The organism is Streptomyces sp. NPDC044063 (assembly GCF_056434285.1).
The window spans coordinates 74,190-95,736 of the sequence record NZ_JBWKFM010000017.1 but is presented as its reverse complement, the minus strand read 5'-3'; the positions used below and the strand labels follow the sequence as shown (position 1 = coordinate 95,736).

Genomic DNA, 21,547 nt, shown 5'->3' with positions numbered 1-21,547 from the left:
CGGGGCACGTCCCGGTCGCCTACCGACCGGTGCTACTCATCCGTATGTACCTACCCGATCCGTCCGGGCTCTACCAGACCCCCGGCGGCGGAAAGCGGAGCGCCCCCGGGACCGGGTCCCGGGGGCGCTCCGACGTATCACCGGATCAGAGGGCCAGGCCGGTCAGGACCAGGACGCGCTCGTAGGTGTAGTCGTCCATCGCCCAGCGGACGCCCTCGCGGCCCACACCGGACTGCTTGGCGCCGCCGTACGGCATCTGGTCGGCACGGTAGGACGGCACGTCGCCGATGACCACGCCGCCGACCTCCAGCGCGCGGTGGGCGCGGAAAGCCGTCTGCAGGTCGTGGGTGAAGACGCCGGCCTGGAGACCGTACGGGGAGTCGTTGACGGCCGCGAACGCCGCCTCCTCGCCGTCCACCTTGGTGACGGTCAGGACCGGGCCGAAGACCTCCTCGCAGGCGATGGTGACGCCGGCGGGGACGTCGGCCAGCACGGTCGGGGCGTAGGTCGCGCCCTCGCGCTTGCCACCGGCGAGCAGCTTCGCGCCGGCCGCGACGGCCTCGTCGACCCAGGACTCCACCCGCTTGGCGGCGTCCTCGCTGACCAGCGGGCCGACGTCGGTGGAGGCGTCCGACGGGTCACCGGTGACCTGGGCCTCGACGGCCGCGACGATCTTCGGCAGCAGTCGCTCGTAGAGCGAGGCGTCGGCGATGACGCGCTGCACGGAGATGCAGGACTGACCGCCCTGGTAGTTGGAGAAGGTGGCGATGCGCTGCGCCGCCCAGTCCAGGTCCGCCTCGGAGGACCAGTCGGCGAGGACGACGGCCGCGCCGTTGCCGCCCAGCTCCAGGGTGACGTGCTTGCGCGGGGCGGAGTCGAGGATCGACCAGCCGACCGGGCCGGAGCCGGTGAAGGAGATGACCGGCAGGCGCTCGTCCTGGACGAGGGCCGGCATGCGGTCGTTGGGCACCGGCAGGACGCTCCAGGAGCCGGCCGGCAGGTCGGTCTCGGCCAGGATCTCGCCCAGGACCAGGGAGGAGATCGGGGTCGCCGGGGCCGGCTTGAGGATGATCGGGGCGCCGACGGCGATGGCCGGGGCGACCTTGTGCGCGCTCAGGTTGAGCGGGAAGTTGAAGGGCGCGATGCCGAGGACCGTGCCGCGCGGGACCCTGCGGGTCAGCGCCAGGCGGCCGGTGGAGCCCGGGTCGGTGTCCAGGCGCTGGGCCTCGCCGGCGTTGAAGCGGCGGGCCTCCTCGGCCGCCCAGCGGAAGACGGAGACGGCACGGCCGACCTCGCCGCGGGCCCACTTGATGGGCTTGCCGTTCTCGGCGGAGATCAGCTGGGCGATCTCCTCGGTGCGCTCGGCCAGCCGCTTGGCGATGTGGTCGAGGGCGGCGGTGCGCACGTGCGCGGGCGTGGCCGCGAACTCCTCGCGCACGGCGTGGGCGGCGGCGACGGCCTCCTCGACCTGCGCCTCGGTGGGCACGCTCACGGTGCCGACGAGACGCCCGTCCCAGGAGTTCGTGACGTCGAAGGTCTCCTCGCCGGTGGCCTCACGGCCGGCCAGCCAGAACGCGATGGGAGCGGTCACGGGGTTCCTCCGGGGGGTGCAGACGGATTGGGGCCCCCTCACCGTAGGCGCGCGGAGCGCGCGGGTCGCTTGTCCGAGATGGAGCGGGCGGGGACGGCGGTGCGCCGCCACGGCGAAGTGGGCGGGCCGGCGGGCCGCCGTCAGCCCGACGTCGCCTTCAGGGCCAGCCACAGTTCCATCCGGACGTCCGGATCGTCGAGGGAGCGGCCGAGGATCTCCTCGACGCGTCGCATCCGGTAGCGCAGCGTGTGCCGGTGCACCCCCAGGTCGGCGGCGGCCGCGTCCCACTGACCGTGGCGGGCCAGCCACGCCCGCAGCGACGCGACCAGGTCGCCGCGGCCCGTCGCGTCGTGCTCGCGCAGCGCCCGCAGCATCCCGTCGGCGAAGGCGCGCACGGCGTCGTCGGCGAGCAGCGGCAGGACGGATCCGGCGGCGACCTCCTCGTGGCCTACGACGACGCGGCCGCGCCGGCGGGCCACCGACAGGGCCTGCTCCGCCTGGTGGAAGGCGGCGCCGGCGGCCGCCGGGCCGGTGGGCGCGGACAGGCCGACGGCCATCGGCGCGGGGCCGGCGGGTTCGCCGGCGGCGGAGCGCCGGGCCTCCTCGGCGCGGGCGTGGGCGACGCAGGCCTCGATCGCCGCGCCGCCGTCGCGGGCGAGGAGGATCGCCCGGCCGCCCTCGGGCACGATGAGGACGGGCTCCGCCGCGCGGGACGCCGCCGTCTCGGCGGTGTCGGCGAGCACGCCCAGCTCGCCCCGCGGGTCCTGCTCGGCCGCCACGGCCACGAGGATGCGGAAGGGCTCGTCCAGCAGGCCTCCGTAGAGCTCCCCCGCCACCGCGCGGGCGTGGTCCGGTTCGCCGGCCAGCAGCATGCGCAGCACGGCGGCGCCCAGCCGCTGCTCGGCGTCCTGGAGGGCGCGCGAGCGTTCGGTGGTGAGGGTGAGCAGGGCGACCGCGGAGTGCACGGCGTAGCGCTCGGCGGTGCCCAGCGGTTCGTCGGTGCCGACGGCGAGGACGCCCCGGGTGCGGCGGCCGGAGCCGAGGGACTGGAGTTCGACGCGGTCGCCGCCCTCCTCGTCCTCGCCGGCGCCGACGACGGCGCTGGCGGGCGCGGGGCGGGCGCGCAGCCGCTCGACGTCGTCGCCGAGCCGTGCCGCACGGCGCGCGGCCCAGTCGGGCGCGGCGGCCACGACGGCGCCGGACGCGTCGTAGAGGGCCGCCCAGCCGCCGAGGTGGGCGGCGAGCCGGGTGAGGAGCGCGGTGGGGCCCTCGGGCGCGAGCGCGGCGCGGGTCAGCTCGCGCTGGGCCTCGAAGCCGGCCGTGACGGCGCGGTACTGGTCGGCGGCGATGGCCGCCGAGACGGCCTTGGTGATGGCGAGGAACGGGGTGCGGCGCGGCACCTCCAGCAGCGGCAGCCCCTCGTCGGCCGCCGCCCTGACCAGCGCGCCGGGCACCTCGTCGTAGTTGACGCCGACCGCGAAGCCGAGGCCCACGACGCCGGCGCGCACCAGCCGCCGTACGTAGCGGCGCATGGCCTCGTCGTCCGCGGCGTCGATCTTCATGGCCGTGATGAGCAGCAGTTCCCCGCCGTCCATCCACGGCACGGGGTCGGCGAGCTCACTGACGTGGGCCCAGCGGACCGGGGTGTCCAGCCGGTCCTCCCCCGCGAGCACGGTGAGCTTGAGCGCGGAGTGGTGGACCAGCGAGGCGAGCGTGAGGGGCATGACACCTTCGGACGGGGCGGTGCGGTGGGGAGTGCCGTCGCGTATGAACGGCTGTGACCGATTCTGCCTCAGTGGAGCATTGCGTGGGCACACGAGCGCTCCCCCGCGGCCCCCTCAGCGCTCCAGGTCGACCAGCACGGGGGGCGTGCTCCCGCCCCGGACGGAGCTCACCGACAGCACGGCGTGCCCGGCGGGCACCTGGTGGGCGAGCTCGGACGCGGACCAGCGCTCGCGCTCCACCGTGCGGACGGTCACCGACTGCATGGTGACCGCGCGGCCCGTCACCACGCGCCGCAGCACGTGGAGGGCGCGGGTCAGCGGCTCGTGGGCGATCACCTGCCGGTCGGTGACGTCGCGCTCCTCCACCCACTCCTTGCCCCACACCTCGGCGAACCGCGCCCCGTCCCACGTCGTCACCCCGGAGAAGGCCATCCGACAGCCGACGGAGCCCAGCAGGGTGCCGCGCAGTGCCTCGGGCACGTCGTCGAGGGTGCGCAGGGTCAGGACGGCGCCCGCGTTGGCCGACCGCAGCCGGCCCAGGCCCCGTACGGCCTCCGCCGTCACGGTGTGGGTGGCGTCGTCGAGCACCAGGCAGGCGAAGAGCGAGCGGTCCGCCCGGCCCGCGGCGCATTCGGTGAACTGGGCCAGCACCAGGCGGGCCAGCAGCCGCGACGCCTCCGCGTGCCCGCGTTCGGGCAGGTCGATACGGACCCGCAGGGGGTGTTCCAGGGCGCGCAGCGAGAAGGTGCGGCCGGGGTCGGCGGTGCCGAAGAAGCGTGCGAACGCGGGCCGGTCGAGGAGGGCGAGCCGGTCGGCGAGCAGCGGGCCGGCGTCGCCGGGGCGCCCCGCCTGCCGTTCCCGCGCGTCCAGCTCGCGCAGCAGCGCGTCGTGGCCGGACCCGGCGAGGGCGGTGCGCAGGGCGGCGAGCGCGGCGGGCGAGCCGTCGAGGAGCTCGCGCAGCTCGGGGACGGACGGGAAGCGGCCGTGGGCGGTCCGGTAGGGGCCCAGGAGCTGGGCGAGGGCGGTGGCGGCGCGCCGGCTGTCGCCGCCGGGGAGGGTGGCGGCGAGGTCGCCGACGAGGCCCTCGGCGAGGATGGCGGCGGCCTCGTCGGGGTCGTCGGTGCCGCCGTAGAGATCCAGGTCGTAGGCGGAGTCCGGGCGGCCGATGCCGACGACGACGTCGAACGCCTCGTCCGGGGCGAGCCCGGCGCCCGCCGCGCCCACGGCCACGACGGCGGCCCGCCCGGCGAGCGCCTGGAGGCACAGCGACTCCAGGACGGGCCGGACGAGGCGGCTGGTCTTGCCGCTGCCGGAGGGGCCGACGGCGAGCAGGGAGGTGCCGAGCAGCGCGGGCTCCAGGGCGCAGCCGGCGCCCCGGTGCTCGTAGGGGTTGCGCTCGTCGTCGGCGGCGGTGCCGATGCGGACCTGGCGGGCGACGAGGTCGTGACGGGCGGCGCGGACGGGCAGGTCGCGGGCGCCCGATGGGTGGGCGCAGGCGGCGGCGCCGTGGCGCAGGACGGTGTCGGTGAAGGCGGCCAGCCGGTCGGGGCGGGCGCGCACCGATTCCCAGGCGCGTTCGATACGGGCGTGGTCGACGTCGTTCATCAGCCCGGCCCGGGCGTCGGCGGCCAGCCGGTCGGCGGCGTCGTGGGCGCCGGCGGCGCGCAGCGGCGACCAGTCGGCCGGGTCCTCGGGCGCCTCGCGCTCGGTGCCCGGGCGGGACGTCGCGGGGGCGGTCGCGTCCGGCCGGGTGCGGCGGCGCCACAGCTCGCGCCAGCAGCCCACCTTGTCACCCACCAGCAGCAGCAGGGCGATGACGAGCGCGTAGTAGGTGTAGGAGGCGTAGAACCAGGTGCGGGGCTCGTACCAGGAGGTGGGCGAGAACTCCAGCAGCGGCCAGAGCCAGGCCGAGCCGAGGGCGCCGTTCCAGCACAGCTCCCAGAGCGTGACGACGCCGGCCAGGGCGAGGGCCGCGCGGGCGGCCAGCGGGCGCGTGGGGATCCGGTCGGGGCGGGCGGGGACGAGGGCCTCGGGCAGCGGCAGCCGCGCGCCGACCCGGTGCCGCAGGGGGGTGACGAAGCGGTGCCAGAGCTCGGGCCAGCGGCCGATGCGGCCGAAGAGGACGGCGAGCCCGCAGAAGACCAGCGCGTAGTAGACGTAGGAGGCCGCCAGCCAGCCCTGGGTGTCGGTGTCCCACGGGGACATGGCGCGCAGCGGCCAGGTCCAGTAGGGGCCGAGGTAGCCGTTCCACAGCAGGGACCACAGCAGCCATCCACAGAGGAACGCGATGACCGCCCCGCCGATCAGCTGCCGCGAGGGCACGGTGTCCGCCGGGCGGGGTCCGCGTGGCCGGTGGCCCAGCCGCCAGACGCCGGGCCGGGCGTCCGGGCGCGGGGTGCGCAGCCAGGCGACGAACGGGCTCTCGGCGGGCGGCCCGGGCGGCCGGGCCGGGCGGGGCGGCGGCAGCGGCCGGTCGCCGCGCGTGTCGGATGCTCCGTACGTGTCCTCGGTTGCCATCGCTGCCCTCTTGCCCCCACCGGCCGGTCGTGCGCGTACGCGTTGACGTCGCGGCCCAATCTAGTGGTGCGGGGCGGGGAGTTCAGCGTCCCCGGCGGCGCCACGCCCGGAGCATGAGCATGATCACTTCGTGGGGCCCGTGACACCCGCCATGTCCGCCGCGGACAACGCGACCGGCGTACTTCTCCCGATCGGAGCATGCCCGTCCCCGGTCCCCGCCCCTAGCCTGCGACTAAAAGACCGAGTAAAGACCGAGTCCATCCCCCTGGAGCCCCTCATGACCGAACTGTCCGGAGGCGCCGCCCTCCCCCAGGAGCGCCGCGTCGTCACCGCGATCCCCGGCCCCAAGTCGCTGGAGCTCCAGGCCCGCCGCCTCTCCGCGGTCGCGGGTGGCGTGGGCTCCGTGCTGCCCGTCTTCACGACCCGCGCCGGTGGCGGCGTCATCGAGGACGTCGACGGCAACTCCCTGATCGACTTCGGCTCCGGCATCGCCGTGACCTCGGTCGGCGCCAGCGCCGAGGCCGTGGTGCGCCGCGCCTCCGCGCAGCTCGCCGACTTCACCCACACCTGCTTCATGGTGACCCCGTACGAGGGCTACGTGGAGGTCTGCGAGCAGCTCGCCGAGCTGACCCCGGGCGACCACGCCAAGAAGTCCGCGCTGTTCAACTCGGGTGCCGAGGCCGTCGAGAACGCGGTCAAGATCGCCCGCTCGTACACCAAGCGCCAGGCCGTCGTCGTCTTCGACCACGGCTACCACGGCCGCACCAACCTCACGATGGCGCTGACGGCGAAGAACATGCCGTACAAGCACGGCTTCGGCCCGTTCGCGCCCGAGGTCTACCGCGTGCCGGTGGCGTACGGCTACCGCTGGCCGACCGGCCCGGAGAACTGTGGCCCGGAGGCCGCCGCCCAGGCCATAGACCAGATCACCAAGCAGATCGGCGCCGAGAACGTCGCCGCGATCATCATCGAGCCGGTGCTCGGCGAGGGCGGCTTCATCGAGCCGGCCAAGGGCTTCCTGCCGGCGATCGTGAAGTTCGCCAACGACAACGGCATCGTCTTCGTCGCGGACGAGATCCAGTCCGGCTTCTGCCGCACCGGCCAGTGGTTCGCCTGTGAGGACGAGGGCATCGTCCCGGACCTCATCACCACCGCGAAGGGCATCGCCGGCGGTCTGCCGCTGGCGGCCGTGACCGGCCGCGCCGAGATGATGGACTCCGTGCACGGCGGCGGCCTGGGCGGCACCTACGGCGGCAACCCGGTGGCCTGCGCCGGTGCCCTGGGCGCCATCGAGACCATGCGCGAGCTGGACCTCAACGCCAAGGCCAAGCGCATCGAGGAGGTCATGAAGGGCCGCCTCGCCGCCATGCAGGAGAAGTTCCCGGTCATCGGTGACATCCGTGGCCGCGGCGCCATGATCGCCATCGAGCTGGTGAAGGACCCGGCCACCAAGGAGCCGAACCCGGAGGCCGCCGGCGCCCTTGCCAAGGCCTGCCACGCGGAGGGCGTGCTCGTCCTCACCTGCGGCACCTACGGCAACGTCCTGCGCTTCCTGCCGCCGCTGGTCATCGGCGAGGACCTGCTCAACGAGGGTCTCGACATCATCGAGTCGGCCTTCGCGCGTCTGTAACAGAGTGAAGAACCTGTGCGGAGCGGGTGGGAGAGGGGTGATCCGGCTGTCCGGGCCGCCTTACCTGCCGTACGGTTTCCTCAGATGAACGCACCACCCCGCCCGCAGGGGACTGCGGGCGACGCCGCTCCGGAACCTCCCCGGTCCCGGAACGGCCGTGCCCTCGCGCACACCGCTGGAGCCTTCGGCTCCGGACATCCTCACCGATCGGACGGCCGCCCGCCCCATACCCCCCGGGGCGCGCGGCGCACCGGCCGGCACGGCGGCCTCGGAACCTCCCCCCCTGTTCCGGGGCCGCCGACCACGTCCCGCCGCCCGCCGCGGGGCCCTCTCCTCCTTCTCGTCCCGGTGCTGTGCGCCGTCCTCCTCGCGCTGACGACCTGGCAGGTCGCCGCGCACGGACCGCTGCGCGCCCTCGACGAACGCCTCGGCCGCGCCGCCGCCGGCCGGTACGCCCTGCCGACCGCTCCCGCCGAGTTCCTCGCCGACCTGGGCAACGCCGTGGTGGCGGTGCCCGTGCTCGTCGCGGCGATCGCCGTGGCCGCCGTGCGCGACCGCCACTGGCGGCGTCCGGCCGCCGCCGCGCTCGCGATGGCGGCCGTGCCGGCGCTCGTCGTCCCGCTCAAGACCTGGATCGCCCGGCCGGGCCCGCCCGCCATGGCGGGCGGCGGCCACGATGGCTTCTTCCCCTCCGGACACGCCGCGACCGCGGCCGTCGCCTACGGCGCGGCGCTGCTGCTGCTCACCCGGGGCCGGTCCCGGCTCGCCGTCGCCGCCTGCGTGCTGCTCAACGCGGGGGTGGGCCTCGGGCTGGTGCGGCGCGGCTACCACTGGCCGCTGGACGTGGCCGGGGCGTGGTGCCTGGCGGGACTCGTGCTGTGCGCTGCCTGGTACGCGGTCAGCTGTCGAAGCCGAGGCCGACCCGGTCCAAAGCCCTGAGCCACAGGTTGCGGCGGCCGCCGTTGGCGTCGGCGCGGGACATGGCCCACTGGGTGATGCCGATGCCCACCGACCGCACCGGCTCGGGCGGGAACGGCAGCGGACGGCTGCGGACCATCTCCAGCGCCGTGCGCTCGGTGCGCCGCCCCGCCAGCAGGTCGAGCATGACGTCAGCGCCGAAGCGGCTCGCCCCCACGCCCAGCCCGGTGAAGCCGAGCGCGTAGGCCACCCGGCCGCCGTGCGCGGTGCCGAAGAAGGCCGAGAAGCGCGAGCAGGTGTCGATGGCACCGCCCCAGGTGTGGGAGAAGCGCACGCCTTCGAGCTGGGGGAAGCAGCGGAAGAAGTGCCCGGCGAGGCGCCGGTAGGTGTCCGGGTGGTGGTCGTACTCGGCCCGGACGCCGCCGCCGTAGCGGTAGACGATGTCGTAACCGCCCCACAGGACGCGGTTGTCGGCGGTCAGCCGGAAGTAGTGGAAGTGGTTGGCGCTGTCGCTCAGGCCCTGCCGGCGCCGCCAGCCGACGGAGGCCAGCTGCTCCGCGGTGAGCGGCTCGGTCATCAGGGCGTAGTCGTAGACGGGCGCGATGTACGGGCGCAGCCGCCGCACCAGCGGGGGGAAGGCGTTGGTGCCGAGCGCGGCGTGGCGGGCGAAGACCCGTCCGTAGGGGGTGCGGACGGCAAGGCCGGCGCGGCGCGCGGAGAGGCCGGTGGCGGGGGTGTGCTCGTAGACGCGGACGCCGAGGGCGAGGCAGGCCCGTTTGAGGCCCCAGGCGAGCCGGGCGGGGTGGAGCATGGCCACCCCGGTGCGGTTCCACAGGCCGGCCAGGAAGGTCGGGGAGTCGACCTCGGCGCGGACGGCCTCACGGTCGAGGAACGTGTGGTCGGCGACGCCGAGGGCGGCGGCCCCGTCGGCGGCCTGCCGGAGCTCGTGGGCCTGGTGGGGGGCGGTGGCGACGTCGATCTCGCCGGTGCGCTCGAAGTCGCAGTCGATGCCGTGGCGGGCGACGGCGGCCTCGATGCCGTCGAGGTTGCGGCGGCCGAGCCGCTCCAGGGCGGTGAGTTCGGCGGGCCAGCGGGCGTGGCCGTTGGCCCAGCCGTGGGTGAGGGAGGCGGCGCAGAAGCCGCCGTTGCGGCCGGAGGCGGCCCAGCCGGCCTCCTGGGCCTCGATGAGGACCACGTCGCGGGAGGGGTCGCGTTCCTTGGCGTTCAGGGCCGTCCAGAGGCCGGAGTAGCCCCCGCCGACGACGAGCAGGTCGCAGTGCTCGTCGCCGACGAGGGCGGGCCGGGCCCCGGGGCGGGCGGGGTCGTCGAGCCAGAAGGGGCGGGGGATGGCGTCGGAAAGCGCTTGGACAGGGGTCATGGCAGCGGACGCCATGGGTCTCAGCTCCTTTGTCGTCGTCTCCCGGCCAGCTGACCGACGAGGACGCACACCACGGCGATGGCGAACATCGCCGTTCCGATGACATTGATCTGCACGGGGGTGCCGCGCTGGGCGGACCCCCAGACGTACATGGGGAAGGTCACGGTCGAGCCCGAGTTGAAGTTGGTGATGATGAAGTCGTCGAAGGACAGGGCGAAGGAGAGCAGCGCGCCCGCGGCGATGCCGGGGGCGGCGATGGGCAGGGTGACCTTGCGGAAGGTCTGCGCCGGGGTGGCGTAGAGGTCCTGCGCGGCCTGTTCGAGGCGCGGGTCCATGCTCATCACGCGGGCCTTGACGGCGGTGACGACGAAGCTCAGGCAGAAGGTGATGTGGGCGATGAGGATCGTCCAGAAGCCGAAGCTGACGCCCATGTTGAGGAAGAGGGTGGCCAGCGAGGCGGCCATGACGACCTCGGGCATGGCCATCGGCAGGAAGATCAGGGTGCTGACGGAGGAGCGGGCCCGGAAGCGGTAGCGGGCGAGCGCGAAGGCGATCATCGTGCCCAGGACGGTGGCCCCGAGGGTGGCCCACAGGGCGATCCAGAGGCTGAGCGAGAGCGAGCCGCACAGGTCGGCGACGCCGCAGGGGTCGGTCCAGGCGTCGGTGGAGAAGCGCTGCCACTCGTAGTTGAAGCGGCCGTTGGGCTTGTTGAACGAGAAGACGGTGACGATGACGTTGGGCAGCAGCAGGTAGGCCAGGGTGCCCAGGCCGGCGATCACCACGAGGTTGCGGCGCAGCAGCCGCCCGGCGCGGGCCAGCGGGTTGGTCGGACGGCTCATCGGACGACGTCCTCCGTCCCGGAGCGGCGGATGTAGACGGTGACCATGGCGAGGATGGCGGCCATGAGGAGGAAGGACAGCGCGGCCGCGGTCGGGTAGTCCAGGACGCGCAGGAACTGGCTCTGGATGACGTTGCCGATCATCTTCTGGTCGGTGGAGCCGAGCAGCTCGGCGTTGATGTAGTCGCCGGCGGCGGGAATGAAGGTCAGCAGGGTGCCGGCCACGACGCCCGGCATGGACAGCGGCAGGGTGACCCTGCGGAAGACGGTCAGCGGCCGGGCGTAGAGGTCGCCGGCGGCCTCGTGGAGGCGGCCGTCGATGCGCTCGAGCGACGTGTAGAGCGGCAGGATCATGAAGGGCAGGAAGTTGTAGGTCAGGCCGCAGACGACGGCGAGCGGGGTGGCGAGCACCCGGTGGCCCTCCGTCACGCCGAGCGCGTCGGTGAGGCCGAGGACGTGGAGGGAGCTCAGCGTGGAGACGACGGGACCGCCGTCGGACAGGATCGTCTTCCAGGCGAGGGTGCGGATCAGGAAGCTGGTGAAGAACGGCGCGATGACCAGGACCATCAGGAGGTTGCGCCAGCGGCCCGCGCGGAACGCGATGAGGTAGGCGAGCGGGTAGCCGAGGACCAGGCAGAGGACCGTGGCGGTCGCGGCGTAGCCGACGGAGCGCAGGAACTGCGGGTAGTACTCGCGCAGGGCGTCCGTGTAGGTGGCGAAGTGCCAGGTGACCTCGAAACCCTCCTCCAGGGAGCCGGTCTGGAGGGACGTGGAGGCCTGGTAGACGAGGGGTGCGGCGAAGAAGACCAGCAGCCAGAGGATGCCGGGGAGGAGAAGCCAGTAGGGGACGGCCCTGCGGCGGCGCCCGGAGGCGGCGGGGGGCTCGTCGGTGGCCGGGCCCGTGGTGGGGGCCGAGGTGGGTGCTGAGGTCGCGATCATCCGGCGCCCTCGGCTTCCACGTCCGTGCCCGCCTCGACGTTCTGCGCGGCGTCCAGGCCGAAGCTGTGGCCCGGGTTCCAGTGGAGGACGACCTCGGCCCCGGGGACCAGGCGGGGGTCGCGCTCGATGTTCTGCTCGTAGACGGACAGACCGGTGGCCAGGGAGGCGTCCACGAGGTACTGCGTGGAGACGCCGGTGAAGCTGGACTGGGCGATGCGGCCGGTGACGCGGTTGCGGCCGTCGGCGATGGTGCCGGCGTCGTCGGCGTGGGTGAGGCTGATCTTCTCGGGCCGTATCCCGATCAGGAGCTTCTCGCCCGCCCGGGCGGTGGCTGTACATCGTGTCGAGGGCAGGGTGAGTTTGGTATCACCGGCGCGCAGCAGGATGTCGTCGCCCGCGGTACCGAGGACGTCGGCGGTGATGAGGTTGGAGGTGCCCAGGAAGTTGGCGACGAAGGTGGTGCGCGGGGTCTCGTAGAGGTCGGCGGGGGCGCCGAGCTGCTCGACCCGGCCGGCGTTCATGACCGCGACCGTGTCGGCCATGGTCATGGCTTCCTCCTGGTCGTGGGTGACGTGGATGAAGGTGATGCCGACCTCGGTCTGGATGCGCTTGAGCTCCAGCTGCATCTGGCGGCGCAGCTTGAGGTCGAGGGCGCCCAGCGGCTCGTCGAGGAGGAGCACGTCGGGGTGGTTGATGAGCGCGCGGGCGACGGCGACACGCTGCTGCTGGCCGCCGGAGAGCTGCTGGGGCTTGCGGCGGGCGAGGTCGCCGAGCTGGACGAGGTCGAGCATCTCGTCGACCTGCTTCTTGACGGACTTCACGCCCCGGCGGCGCAGGCCGAAGGCGACGTTCTCGTGGATGTCGAGGTGCGGGAAGAGCGCGTAGCTCTGGAAGACCGTGTTGACGGGCCGCTTGTACGGGGGCAGGCCGGTGACGTCCCTGCCGCCGAGCCGGACGGTGCCCGTGCTGGGCTCCTCCAGGCCGGCGATCATGCGCAGGGTGGTCGTCTTGCCGCAGCCGGAGGCGCCGAGGAGGGCGAAGAACGAGCCCGCCGGGACGGACAGGTCGAGCGGATGCACGGCGGTGAAGGCGCCGTAGCTCTTGCTGATGCCGGTCAGGCGGACGTCGGTGCCGCTGGTGCGGGTCGTGGCGGTTGCCGTCATGGGTCTGGGTCCAGGGGGCTCGGGGGGACTGAGAGCAGCAGATAACAGTGACATACGGCCACGGGTGGTGCGGTACGGGCTGTGCCGTCGTCCCATGGCGCCACTCCTCCACCGTCCGCGTGCGCGCACGTCCAGGGCCGCGGGCGGATGCGCCCCGCGCCGGAACTCCCTCCGGGATGGTTGCCGATCCTGGCAGAGCAAACCACTTGCAACAAGGGATTCCGTTGCTAGTTTTTGACTGAGCGACGGATTCGGTGCACGAACGGCGGAAACACGACGGTGCACCCCCGGAGCGGCGGGAGCGCTGTCAGTGGCCCCGCGCAGAATGACGGCGGGACATCAGGGGGAGGAAGAGCCATGGCCGGAACACACACGACGGCGGACGGGCCGCGATCGGTGGCGGATCTCACGGCGGCCGTGGCCCGCGGCGAGCGGCTGAAGTACGTGCACTTCTGGGGCCACCGGCCGCGCCGCGACGGCAGTGTCGGAGCAGGCTGCTTCAGCCAGTGGTGGCCGGCGCCCTTCACGGTGGACGGGACGGTCTACGCCACGGCCGAGCACTGGATGATGGCCGGCAAGGCGCGCCTCTTCGGCGACGCGGAGGCCGAGGGCCGCGCCATCGACGCGAGCCATCCCAAGCAGGCCAAGGACGCCGGCCGCGCGGTGCGCGGCTTCGACGAGGAGCACTGGCGCCGCCACCGCTTCGAGCTGGTCGTGGCGGGTAGCGTCCACAAGTTCGGGCAGCACCCGGAGCTGGGCGCCTATTTGCTCGGCACGGGTTCCCGGGTGCTGGTGGAGGCCAGCCCGCTGGACCGGATCTGGGGCATCGGGCTGGCCGCCGACGACGAGGCCGCCCAGGACCCGGCCCGCTGGCGCGGGCTGAACCTGCTGGGCTTCGCGCTGATGGAGGCCCGTCAGCGTCTGGCGGAGACGACCAGCGGCCCCGCCGGCCCGGAGGGCGCGGCGATACGGGCGTCGTAGGCGGTGTCGTGGGCGGTACGGACGTCCTGGGCGACGCGGGCGTCGTAGGTGTTGGCGTCGGGCTGGTCGTCGCCGCCGTCGGAGTCCGCCGGGAGGGCGATCACCAGCGCGATCATGAGCGCGGACAGCACGAGCGCCACACCGCCCAGGATCACCCCCGCCAGCGACTGTCCGCCGTTGTTCGCCTCCCCGCGCCGGACCTTCGCCCGCCCGATCACTCCGAAGACCACCGCGAGGACGCCGAAGACGACGCCGAGCACCATGCTGACCGCGAAGACCACGCCGAGGATGCCCAGCACCATCGCGGCCAGGCCCATCCCGTTGTTGGGCATCGCCACGGGCCCCGGCCAGCCCTGGCCGTAGCCGGGCACGGGGCCGCCCGGCCAGCCGGGGGCGCCCGCGCCGTAGGGCCCCTGGCCGTAGCCGGGCGCGGCCTGGCCGTAGGGAGCCTGGGCGTAGGGCCCGGACGGCGGGTACGGGCCGGACGCGGCCGGGTACGGGTACGGCTGCTGCTGCGGCACGGACTGCTGCTGCCAGGCGGCGCCCGGGCCGTAGGGGCCCTGCTGGGCGCTCGGGGTGCCCGGGCCCGTGGGGGCGAGCGGCACCGGCGGCACCATGCCCTGCTGCGGCGCGGGCTGCCGCGGCACACCCTGCTGCGGCAGGGGCTGGTGCGGCGCGGGCTGCCGCGGCACGGCGGCGGTGGGCGGGAACGGCGGCGCGGTGACCGGCCCGATCGGCGGCGCCGTGGTGGTGGCGGTGGTGGGACGCTCGGGCTTGTCGAGCGGCACCCGCCGCTCGGGCGGGGCCCAGGGACCGGTGTCCCGCGGCTCCGGCTGCGCGTCGTCCTTCTCGGACATGGCCCTCCCCAGTCGGTACTCCGTCATGCTAAGGCCTGAGGACGGGGCCGATACCCCGCACGCATACGATGATCGGTGCACTGTCCACGCTGAAGCCTGGGAGACCTCATGTCCGGACTCGAATCGTTCATCGCGGGGCTCCCCAAGGCGGAGTTGCACGTGCACCACGTCGGTTCGGCCTCCCCGCGGATCGTCGCCGAACTGGCCGCCCGGCACCCGGACTCGCCGGTGCCCACCGACCCCGAGGCGCTCGCCGACTTCTTCACCTTCCGCGACTTCGCCCACTTCATCCAGGTCTACCTCTCCGTCGTCGACCTGATCCGCGACGCCGAGGACGTCCGGCTGCTCACCTACGAGGTGGCGCGGGACATGGCGCGGCAGAACATCCGCTACGCCGAGCTGACCGTCACCCCCTACAGCTCCACCAAGCGCGGCATCCCGGACGTCGCCTTCGTCGAGGCCATCGAGGACGCCCGCAAGGCCGCCGAGTCCGAGCTGGGCGTGACCCTGCGCTGGTGCTTCGACATCCCCGGCGAGGCCGGCCTGGAGGCGGCCGAGGAGACGGCCCGCATCGCCTGCGACCTCAAGCCGGACGGGCTGGTCTCGTTCGGCCTCGGCGGCCCCGAGATCGGCGTGCCCCGGCCGCAGTTCAAGCCGTACTTCGACCGGGCGATCGCCGCCGGGCTGCGCAGCGTCCCGCACGCCGGCGAGACGACCGGCCCGCAGACGATCTGGGACGCCCTGACCCACCTGCGCGCCGAGCGCATCGGCCACGGCACCAGCGCGACCCAGGACCCGCGACTGCTGGCCCACCTGGCCGAGCACCGCATCCCGCTGGAGGTCTGCCCCACCTCCAACCTCGCCACCCGGGCCGTCACGGACCTGGAGCGGCACCCGATCCGGGAGATGGTCCGGGCGGGCGTCCTGGTGACCGTCAACAGCGACGACCCGCCCATGTTCGGCACGGACCTCAACACCGAGTACGCGGTGGCGGCCCGGCTGCTGGAGCTGGACGAGCGCGGCGTGGCCGCGCTGGCGAAGAACGCGGTGGAGGCGTCGTTCATGGACGCCGCCGGCAAGGCCGCGGTGACCGCCGAGATCGACGCGTACACGGCCACCTGGCGTCCCTGAGCGGGCACCGCCGCCACAATGGTGCGCATGGTCTCCCCGGACACCGCGTTCGCCGCGGTCACCGCCGTCGCCCACCGCGGCGATCCCTATGTGCACCGCGAGAACACCCTGCCCTCGATCCGCTCCGCGCTGCGGGCCGGGGCGGGCGCGGTGGAGATCGACATCCGGCTGACGCGCGACGGCGTGCCCGTGCTGCTGCACGACGCCACGCTGGAACGGCTGTGGCGGCAGGAGCGGGCCCTGGCGTCGGTGACGGCCGCCGCGCTGCGCGAGCTGACCGGCGGCGGGGTGCCCACGCTCGCCGAGACCCTCGCGGGCGTGACCGGTGATCTGGCGGCCGCCTCCGGGCGGCTGTTCGTCGATCTGCCGGAGGCGTCCGCCGCGGCCGCGGCCGTCGCCGAGGTGCGCGCGGCCGGGGCGGCGGAGCGGGTGTACTACTGCGGCGGCCCGGCGTCCATGCTCGCCGTGCGGCGGGCCGACCCGGACGCGGAGATCGCGCTGACCTGGACGACGCTCGCGCGGCCGCGCCCGGCGCTGCTGGCCGAGGTACGCCCGCGCTGGCTCAACTACCGCTTCGGGCTGGTGACACCGGAGCTGGTCGCCCGCGACCACGCCGCCGGGCTGCTGGTCTCCGCCTGGACCGCCGACACCCGGCGCACCATGCGGCGGCTGCTGGGCGCGGGCGTCGACTCGATCACCACCAACCGGATCGGCGCGCTGCGCACCCTGCTGCCGGCGGCGGGCTGACGGAGCGGCCGGCCGGCAGACCTCAGGAGTGCCTCACAGGCCGACGATCTCGTTCCACTCCTTGGCGAAGCCCGGGCGCTCCTTCGCGGTCATGTCGCGCGCGGTGGCGAGCCGGCGGCGCATGTCGTCGCTGGGGAAGATCAGCGGGTTCTCGGCCAGCTCGGCGAGCTCCTTGTCCTTGGACGAGGCCAGGACGTCGCGGGCGGCCGGCACCGGGCAGACGTAGTTGACCGACGCCGCGAGACGGGCGGCGACCTCGGGCCGGTAGTAGTGGTCGACGAGCTTCTCGGCGTTGCGCTTGTGGCGGGCGAGGTTGGGGATCATCAGGCTCTCGGCCCAGAGCTCGGCGCCTTCCTCGGGGACGACGAAGTGGATGTCCGGGTTGTCGGCCTGCAGCTGGATGATGTCGCCGGAGTAGGCCTGACAGGCCAGGACGTCGCCGGAGGAGAGGTCCTTGAGGTAGTCGTTGCCGGTGAAGCGGCGGATGTGCCGCTTGGCGACCAGGCCGCGCAGCTGGTCGGTCATGCGGTGGAAGTCGTCGGCGGTCCAGCGCGTGACGTCCGCGCCGTTGCCCTGCATGAGCAGCGAGAAGGCCTCGTCCATGCCGGACAGCAGGGTGACCCGGCCGCGCAGGTCGTCGTGCCAGAGGTCGGCGGTGCGCCGGATCTCGCGGCCGAGCTTCTTGCGGTTGTAGGCGATGCCGGTGATGCCGGACTGCCAGGGGACGGTGTGCCGGCGGCCCGGGTCGAAGTGCGGCGTGCGCAGCATGGGGTCGAGGTACCGGGCGACGTGCGGCTGCGCGGCGCGGTTCATCTCCTGGACCCAGCCGAGGCGGACGTAGCGGGAGGCCATCCAGTCGCTGACGACGATGAGGTCGCGGCCGGTCTCCTGGTGGTTCATCAGGGCCGGGCTGATCTTGCCGAAGAACTCGTCGTTGTCGTTGATCTCCTCGGTGTACTTCACCGAGATCCCGCTGAGCTTCTCGAACTCGTTCAGCGTCGGGCGCTTCTCCGGGTTCTCCTCGTCCGCATCGATGTACAGCGGCCAGTTGGCGAAGACGAGCCGTCCGTCGCCCGAGCGGTCGGTCGCGGCGCGGTCGCCGGGGGCGACGTAGGCGGCGGGGACCCCGCATCCGGCGAGGGCTGCGGCCCCGGCGCCGGCGCCCAGCGCGCGCAGCACGGTCCGGCGGGACAGGGGCTTCACGGGCTTCTCGCATTCCGGCGGGACGGCGGGGGACGGGCGCGGCGGGAGCGCGCCCGCGGTACGAGCCGTCCGCCCGCGTCACGGGCCGTCCGGCCGGGCGTCGATGATACGCGCACGCGTGTACGTCCGTACACGCGTGCGCGGGCCGGGCGGGATCAGCCCAGCGAGGTCATCACGTGCTTGATGCGGGTGTAGTCCTCGAAGCCGTAGGACGACAGGTCCTTGCCGTAGCCGGACTTCTTGAAGCCGCCGTGGGGCATCTCGGCGACCAGCGGGATGTGGGTGTTGATCCACACGCAGCCGAAGTCGAGCGCCTTGGACATCCGCATGGCGCGGCCGTGGTCCTTGGTCCACACCGAGGAGGCCAGGGCGTACTCGACGCCGTTGGCGTAGGCGACGGCCTGCTCCTCGTCCGCGAAGGACTGGACGGTGATCACGGGGCCGAAGACCTCGTGCTGGACGATCTCGTCGTCCTGCTTGAGGCCGGAGACGACGGTGGGGGCGTAGAAGTAGCCCTTCTCGCCGACCCTGTGGCCGCCGGCCTCGACCTTGGCGTGGGCCGGGAGGCGCTCGATGAAGCCGGTGACCTGCTGGAGCTGGTTGGCGTTGTTGAGCGGGCCGTAGAGGACGTCCTCGTCGTCCGGCTGCCCCGTCCTGGTGTCGGCGGCGGCCTTGGCGAGCGCGGTGACGAACTCGTCGTGGACGGACTCGTGCACCAGCACGCGGGTGGCGGCCGTGCAGTCCTGGCCGGCGTTGAAGTAGCCGGCGACGGCGATCTCCTCGACGGCCTTGGCGATGTCGGCGTCCTCGAAGACGACGACGGGGGCCTTGCCGCCCAGCTCCAGGTGGACGCGCTTGAGGTCCTTGGAGGCCGACTCGGCGACCGACATGCCGGCCCGTACGGAGCCGGTGATGGAGGCCATGGCGGGCACCTTGTGCTCGACCATCAGGCGGCCGGTCTCGCGGTCGCCGCAGACGACGTTGAAGACGCCCTTGGGGTGACCGAGCTCCTCCAGCACCCCGCCGATGATCTCGGCGATGAGGACCGTGGAGGCGGGGGTGGTGTCGGACGGCTTGAGGACGACGGTGTTGCCCGCGGCGAGCGCCGGGGCGAACTTCCACACGGCCATCATCATCGGGTAGTTCCAGGGCGCGACCTGGGCGCAGACGCCCACGGGCTCGCGCCGGATGATGGAGGTCATCCCCTCCATGTACTCGCCGGCCGAGCGGCCCTCCAGCATGCGGGCGGCACCCGCGAAGAAGCGGATCTGGTCCACCATCGGCGGGACCTCCTCGCTGCGGGTGAGGCCGAGCGGCTTGCCGGTGTTCTCCGACTCGGCCGCGATCAGTTCCTCGGCGCGCGCCTCGAAGGCGTCGGCGATCTTCAGGAGCACCTTCTGGCGCTCACCGGGGACCAGGTCGCGCCAGGCCGGGAAGGCGGCCTCGGCGGCGGCCATGGCGGCGTCGACGTCGGCGGCACCGGACAGCGGGGCGGTCGCGTACGCCTCGCCGGTGGCCGGATTGACGACCTCGGTGGTCCGCCCGTCGACGGCGTCCCGGAACTCTCCGGCGATGTAGTTACGCAGGCGGCGCAGCTCGGTGGTCACGTTGTGCCACCACCCCTTCTGTGGATGTCCATGGGCTGAGACGCCCAGCCTAATCACTGACCCCACGCTTTCGACATACCCGCTCGCCAGGAACAACGGAATCAGTTATTTCAGGGAGCCGACACAACGAATTTCATCGTGAATGCCTTGCCACACGGCTGACTCCTCATGCATGGTGGAACGCGTGGCCACTCGTAGCGCAGACCCCAAGAGCGTGAACAGCGCGCAGCAGATCGACGCCGTCTCCCTGGCGATCATCGAGCAGCTCCAGGAGGACGGCCGCCGCCCCTACGCGGCGATCGGCAAGGCGGTCGGACTGTCCGAGGCAGCCGTCCGGCAGCGCGTGCAGAAGCTGCTCGACCAGGGCGTGATGCAGATCGTCGCCGTCACCGACCCGCTCACCGTGGGCTTCCGGCGGCAGGCGATGGTCGGCATCAACGTCGAGGGCGACCTCGACCCCGTGGCGGATGCCCTGACCGCGATGGACGAAGTGGAGTACGTGGTCGTCACCGCGGGCTCCTTCGATCTCCTCATCGAGATCGTCTGCGAGGACGACGACCATCTCCTCGAGACGATCAACAAGCGCGTCCGGGCCCTGCCGGGTGTGCGGTCGACGGAGAGCTTCGTCTACCTCAAGCTCCGCAAACAGACCTACACCTGGGGAACCCGATAGCCGTGAGCAAGGACCTCTCCCGAACGGCGTACGACCACCTGTGGATGCACTTCACCCGCATGTCGTCGTACGAGTCCGCCCCCGTGCCCACCATCGTGCGCGGCGAGGGCGTCCACATCTTCGACGACAAGGGCAGGCGCTACCTCGACGGACTCGCCGGACTGTTCGTGGTCCAGGCCGGCCACGGCCGGGCGGAGCTCGCCGAGGCCGCCCACAAGCAGGCCCAGGAGCTGGCGTTCTTCCCCGTGTGGAGCTACGCCCACCCCAAGGCGATCGAGCTCGCCGAGCGGCTGGCCCACCACGCCCCCGGCGACCTGAACAAGGTCTTCTTCACCACCGGCGGCGGCGAGGCCGTCGAGACCGCCTGGAAGCTGGCCAAGCAGTACCACAAGCTCACCGGCAACCACACGAAGTACAAGGTCATATCGCGGGCGGTGGCCTACCACGGCACCCCGCAGGGCGCCCTGTCCATCACCGGCCTGCCCGCGCTCAAGGCCCCCTTCGAGCCGCTCGTCCCCGGCGCGCACAAGGTGCCCAACACCAACATCTACCGCGCGCCCGTGCACGGCGACGACCCCGAGGCCTTCGGCCGCTGGGCCGCCGACCAGATCGAGCAGCAGATCCTCTTCGAGGGCCCCGACACCGTCGCCGCCGTCTTCCTCGAACCCGTGCAGAACGCGGGCGGCTGCTTCCCGCCCCCGCCCGGCTACTTCCAGCGGGTGCGCGAGATCTGCGACCGGTACGGCGTCCTGCTCGTCTCCGACGAGGTCATCTGCGCCTTCGGCCGGCTGGGCACGATGTTCGCCTGCGACAAGTTCGGCTACGTACCGGACATCATCACCTGCGCCAAGGGCATGACCTCGGGCTACTCCCCCATCGGCGCGGCCGTCGTCTCCGACCGGATCGCCGAGCCCTTCTTCACCGGCTCGAACACCTTCCTCCACGGCTACACCTTCGGCGGGCACCCCGTCTCCGCCGCCGTGGCGCTGGCCAACCTCGACCTCTTCGAGCGCGAGGGCCTCAACCAGCACGTGCTGGACAACGAGGCCGCCTTCCACGCCACCCTGTCCAAGCTCCACGATCTGCCGATCGTCGGCGACGTGCGCGGCAACGGCTTCTTCTACGGCATCGAGCTGGTGAAGGACAAGGCGACCAAGGAGTCGTTCACGCCGGAGGAGTGCGAGCGGCTGCTGTACGGCTTCGTGTCCAAGAAGCTGTTCGAGAACGGCCTGTACTGCCGGGCCGACGACCGCGGCGACCCGGTCATCCAGCTGTCCCCGCCGCTGATCTCGGACCAGGCCGTGTTCGACGAGATCGAGCAGATCGTCCGCGGCGTCCTCACGGAGGCCTGGACCAGGATCTGACACCCCTCGACCACCTTCCGACCACCCCCGACCGCCTTCGACCACCTTCGACGGGCACCCCCCATCTCCGTGGCCCGTCACCCCGCCGTGGCCCCCGCACGCGCATCACTCCCCCGCGCGCGCGTGGGCCACGGCTTTTCGCGCCAAACCCCCCGCCATGAGCCCGATGGGAGGAAACTGGGGCGCTCCAGCGCCGAGCCTGGGCGAGGGCTAGGATCCCGGTTCCGTACGGTGCCAGTGACCCAATGGCCTCCGGTTCGTTCACCCGGACAGGGGAACGAACCCT

General features: G+C 73.1%; 17 protein-coding genes. 7 read left to right on the top strand and 10 right to left on the bottom strand.

What is annotated here, in order from left to right:
• Positions 1-145: 145 nt before the first annotated feature.
• From AC07BS_RS21615 to AC07BS_RS21605, 3 genes are all read right to left on the bottom strand, one after another.
• Positions 146-1,591 (bottom strand): aldehyde dehydrogenase family protein, encoded by a 1,446-nt coding sequence (locus AC07BS_RS21615; protein ID WP_478933859.1) that lies wholly within the window; start codon positions 1,589-1,591, stop codon positions 146-148.
• Positions 1,592-1,731: 140 nt separating this feature from the next.
• The gene (locus AC07BS_RS21610) at positions 1,732-3,315 is read right to left on the bottom strand and encodes a PucR family transcriptional regulator (protein ID WP_478933857.1); all 1,584 of its coding nucleotides are present in this window, start codon (positions 3,313-3,315) and stop codon (positions 1,732-1,734) included.
• Positions 3,316-3,429: 114 nt separating this feature from the next.
• Positions 3,430-5,832, bottom strand: a complete 2,403-nt coding sequence (locus AC07BS_RS21605; RefSeq protein ID WP_478650298.1) for an ATP/GTP-binding protein — start codon at positions 5,830-5,832, stop codon at positions 3,430-3,432.
• Positions 5,833-6,109: 277 nt separating this feature from the next.
• Between AC07BS_RS21605 and gabT the strand changes: the two genes are divergently transcribed.
• Both gabT and AC07BS_RS21595 read left to right on the top strand, forming a co-directional pair.
• Positions 6,110-7,462, top strand: coding sequence for a 4-aminobutyrate--2-oxoglutarate transaminase (gene gabT / locus AC07BS_RS21600; protein ID WP_478650296.1), 1,353 nt, complete (start codon positions 6,110-6,112; stop codon positions 7,460-7,462).
• A gap of 348 nt (positions 7,463-7,810) precedes the next feature.
• Positions 7,811-8,401: a phosphatase PAP2 family protein gene (locus tag AC07BS_RS21595; protein WP_478650294.1), complete on the top strand. Its 591-nt coding sequence runs from the start codon at positions 7,811-7,813 to the stop codon at positions 8,399-8,401.
• Here AC07BS_RS21595 and AC07BS_RS21590 read toward each other — a convergent pair.
• Genes AC07BS_RS21590 through AC07BS_RS21575 form a run of 4 tightly spaced genes read right to left on the bottom strand, consistent with a single transcriptional unit; the run spans position 8,361 to position 12,698 of the window.
• On the bottom strand, positions 8,361-9,773 hold the full coding sequence (locus tag AC07BS_RS21590; RefSeq protein ID WP_478933854.1) for an NAD(P)/FAD-dependent oxidoreductase: 1,413 nt from the start codon (positions 9,771-9,773) through the stop codon (positions 8,361-8,363). The genes AC07BS_RS21595 and AC07BS_RS21590 overlap by 41 nt on opposite strands.
• Before the next feature lie 5 nt (positions 9,774-9,778).
• On the bottom strand, positions 9,779-10,597 hold the full coding sequence (locus tag AC07BS_RS21585) for an ABC transporter permease (RefSeq protein ID WP_478933852.1): 819 nt from the start codon (positions 10,595-10,597) through the stop codon (positions 9,779-9,781).
• Positions 10,594-11,535 (bottom strand): ABC transporter permease, encoded by a 942-nt coding sequence (locus AC07BS_RS21580; protein WP_478933850.1) that lies wholly within the window; start codon positions 11,533-11,535, stop codon positions 10,594-10,596. The genes AC07BS_RS21585 and AC07BS_RS21580 overlap by 4 nt, the downstream gene beginning before the upstream one ends.
• Positions 11,532-12,698, bottom strand: a complete 1,167-nt coding sequence (locus tag AC07BS_RS21575) for an ABC transporter ATP-binding protein (protein ID WP_478650286.1) — start codon at positions 12,696-12,698, stop codon at positions 11,532-11,534. Before AC07BS_RS21575 ends, AC07BS_RS21580 begins: the two co-directional genes overlap by 4 nt.
• A gap of 357 nt (positions 12,699-13,055) precedes the next feature.
• On the opposite strand from AC07BS_RS21575, the gene AC07BS_RS21570 reads away from it, so the two are divergent.
• Positions 13,056-13,679: an NADAR family protein gene (locus AC07BS_RS21570; protein ID WP_478650284.1), complete on the top strand. Its 624-nt coding sequence runs from the start codon at positions 13,056-13,058 to the stop codon at positions 13,677-13,679.
• On the opposite strand, the gene AC07BS_RS21565 is transcribed toward AC07BS_RS21570, so the two are convergent.
• Complete coding sequence (locus tag AC07BS_RS21565) at positions 13,613-14,536, bottom strand: DUF4190 domain-containing protein (protein ID WP_478933847.1); 924 nt, start codon at positions 14,534-14,536, stop codon at positions 13,613-13,615. The genes AC07BS_RS21570 and AC07BS_RS21565 overlap by 67 nt on opposite strands.
• Positions 14,537-14,644: 108 nt before the next feature.
• On the opposite strand from AC07BS_RS21565, the gene AC07BS_RS21560 reads away from it, so the two are divergent.
• Both AC07BS_RS21560 and AC07BS_RS21555 read left to right on the top strand, forming a co-directional pair.
• Positions 14,645-15,667 (top strand): adenosine deaminase, encoded by a 1,023-nt coding sequence (locus tag AC07BS_RS21560; RefSeq protein ID WP_478933845.1) that lies wholly within the window; start codon positions 14,645-14,647, stop codon positions 15,665-15,667.
• Positions 15,668-15,694: 27 nt separating this feature from the next.
• Positions 15,695-16,414, top strand: a complete 720-nt coding sequence (locus tag AC07BS_RS21555; RefSeq protein ID WP_478933843.1) for a glycerophosphodiester phosphodiesterase — start codon at positions 15,695-15,697, stop codon at positions 16,412-16,414.
• Positions 16,415-16,447: 33 nt separating this feature from the next.
• Here the strand turns inward: AC07BS_RS21555 and AC07BS_RS21550 are convergent, their stop codons facing one another.
• Together AC07BS_RS21550 and AC07BS_RS21545 are read right to left on the bottom strand one after the other, a co-directional pair.
• Positions 16,448-17,608 (bottom strand): polyamine ABC transporter substrate-binding protein, encoded by a 1,161-nt coding sequence (locus AC07BS_RS21550; RefSeq protein ID WP_478933900.1) that lies wholly within the window; start codon positions 17,606-17,608, stop codon positions 16,448-16,450.
• A gap of 164 nt (positions 17,609-17,772) precedes the next feature.
• The gene (locus AC07BS_RS21545; protein ID WP_478933841.1) at positions 17,773-19,224 is read right to left on the bottom strand and encodes a gamma-aminobutyraldehyde dehydrogenase; all 1,452 of its coding nucleotides are present in this window, start codon (positions 19,222-19,224) and stop codon (positions 17,773-17,775) included.
• A 184-nt stretch (positions 19,225-19,408) separates the two neighbouring features.
• On the opposite strand from AC07BS_RS21545, the gene AC07BS_RS21540 reads away from it, so the two are divergent.
• Positions 19,409-19,897 carry an Lrp/AsnC family transcriptional regulator gene (locus AC07BS_RS21540; protein ID WP_478933839.1) on the top strand — a complete coding sequence of 163 codons (489 nt, stop codon included), beginning with the start codon at positions 19,409-19,411 and terminating at the stop codon, positions 19,895-19,897.
• Positions 19,882-21,261, top strand: a complete 1,380-nt coding sequence (locus AC07BS_RS21535; RefSeq protein WP_478650393.1) for an aspartate aminotransferase family protein — start codon at positions 19,882-19,884, stop codon at positions 21,259-21,261. The genes AC07BS_RS21540 and AC07BS_RS21535 overlap by 16 nt, the downstream gene beginning before the upstream one ends.
• Positions 21,262-21,547: the final 286 nt, after the last annotated feature.